Origin of the sequence: Candidatus Accumulibacter vicinus, assembly GCF_000584955.1 — a bacterium.
Lineage (GTDB): Bacteria > Pseudomonadota > Gammaproteobacteria > Burkholderiales > Rhodocyclaceae > Accumulibacter > Accumulibacter vicinus.
This window is the reverse complement of record NZ_JDSS02000007.1, coordinates 87,429-89,691: the sequence shown is the minus strand read 5'-3', so window position 1 is coordinate 89,691 and position 2,263 is coordinate 87,429. Positions and strand designations below refer to the sequence as shown.

The 2,263-nt window shown below is 68.2% G+C and carries 2 protein-coding genes; one reads left to right on the top strand and one right to left on the bottom strand.

Translation table 11 applies throughout. The features are described 5' to 3' along the window. A partial coding sequence (locus tag CAPSK01_RS21505) for a hypothetical protein (RefSeq protein ID WP_273702934.1) occupies window positions 1-362 on the bottom strand: 362 nt, incomplete at its 3' end. 168 nt (window positions 363-530) lie between these two features. Between CAPSK01_RS21505 and CAPSK01_RS21500 the strand changes: the two genes are divergently transcribed. Next, the coding region (locus tag CAPSK01_RS21500) for an ATP-binding protein (protein WP_273702933.1) at window positions 531-2,263 on the top strand (1,733 nt) is incomplete at its 3' end.

The window sequence follows — 2,263 nt, the reverse complement described above, 5'->3', positions numbered from 1 at the left end:
GCTTCGTCCTGCCGTTTTTTCTCGCCTACGAACTGCTCGCGCTGCTCGCCGCGAGGCGCCTCGACCCCTCCTTCGCCGACCCGCGGATTGACCGCCTGATCGCCGATTTCACGCCGCGCCTGCGTGCGGCGGCGCAACAGGCGCCGATGAACTATCGGCACCTGCTCGATCTGGTGAGCGCCGAATCGGCCGCCATAGAGGGACGCCTCGACGACGCCGCGACCTTCTACGAAGCGGCAATCGCCGGCGCGGCGGCCGGCCGCTACCTGCGCGAGGAAGCGCTGGCCTGCGAACTGGCCGCCGAGTTCTACTATCGCCGCGCACTGACGCGCATCGGCGACCTCTACATCGGACAGGCGCACGCCGCCTACTGCCGCTGGCAGGCGTGGGCGAAGAGCGAGCAACTCGCGGCACGCCATCCCTTCCTGGCCGGACACCCGGACGAGCCATCCGGCAAGCGTCCGACGCTGGCCGCGCTCGACCTGCAGACGGTGCTGAAGGCTTCCCAGGCGCTCTATCGCGCGATGGAATTGCCCGAGCTGCTGCGCCGGATGATGACGCTGATCGTCGAGAACAGCGGCGCGCAACAGGCTTATCTGATCGTCGAGAGAAACGGCGACTGGGTCGTCGACGCGGCGATGGAGGCCGGCGCAGGCCACACCGCACTCGGCAGGTCGGCGGAACTGGCGGCGGCCGGCCGGATATCGACCGACATCGTGCGCTACGTCGCGCGCACCCAGGACCTCGTCATTGTCGACGACGCCGCCCGCGCAGGCGCGTTCTGCGACGATCCGGCAATCCGCCAAGGGCAAGCGAAGTCGCTGCTGTGCCTGCCCTTCATCAACCTCGGTCGGGTCAACGGCGTCCTCTACCTCGAGAACAAGCTGGTGAGCGGCGCTTTTTCGGCCGACCGCGTGCCCTTGCTCGAAGTCCTCTGCGCACAGGCGGCCATCGCCCTCGACAACTCGCGCCTCTACGACGAACTGGAACAACGGGTCGCCAACCGGACCGAAGAGCTCGTGCACGCCAATCGGGAGGCGCAGCACGCCATGGTTCTCGCCGAAGCCCGCGCCAGCGAGCTGCGCCGCCAGACGACCTTCATTCAGACGATCCTCGAGAACATCGCCGACGGCATCGTCGCCTGCGACGAAAACGGCCGGCTGACCTTGTTCAACCGGGCAACGCGCGAGATGCACGGCGTCGACCGGGCCGACCTGCCGCCGGATCGCTGGGCCGAGTGTTACGACCTGTATCTCGCCGACGGACAAACGCGCATGGCGACAACGGACATCCCGCTCTACCGCGCTTTGCTCGGCGAACGACTGCGCAATGTCGAGATGGTCATCGCTCCCCGGCACGGCGAAGCGCACGTCGTGCTGGCGTCGGCGCAACCGATGATCGACGCCAATGGCGACCGGATCGGCGCTGTCGTGTCGATGCACGACGTGAGCGAGCAGAAGCGTGCCCAGGAACAGTTGCAGCAGGCCAAGGACGCGGCCGAGAGCGCCAACCGTGCGAAGAGCGTTTTCCTGGCCAACATGAGCCACGAACTGCGCACCCCGCTCAACGCCGTCCTGGGCTTCTCCGAACTGCTGCTGCGCGATGCCCAGGCCGGCCGCGAACAGCTCTCGGCAGGACAAATGGAGCATCTGGCGACGATTCGCCGCAGCGGCGAACACCTGCTCATGCTGATCAACAACGTCCTCGAGCTGTCGCGTATCGAAGCCGGCCGCAGCGTGACCACCCTGGTGAACTTCGACCTCCACGACCTGCTCGCCGGCCTGCAGGGGATGTTCGCCCTCAAGGCCACGCGCCAGGGGCTGCGCTTCGCGGTCGTGCATTCGCCGGCCACACCACGCTACGTCGTCACCGACGAGGTCAAGCTGCGCCAGGTGCTGATCAACCTGATCGGCAACGCCTTCAAGTTCACCGAACGCGGCGCCATCCGCGTGGACGTCGACGTCACGCTGCCGGACGCCAGGGGCACGGCGCGCCGCCTGTGCTGCGCGGTGTCCGACACCGGCGCCGGCATCGCCGCGGCTGACCTCGAGCGGCTCTATGTGCCCTTCGCCCAGTTCGCCGCCGGCCGCCGCGCGCCCGAAGGTACCGGCCTGGGGCTGGCGATCAGCCGCCAATTCGTCGAACTGCTCGGCGGTCGGATCAGCGCGCAAAGCACCGTCGGCGCAGGCAGCGTTTTCCGCTTCGAGATTCCCGTGCGCGTCGCGGCGCCGCCCGCCCCGGCGGCGGCGGCCGACAATCTGCC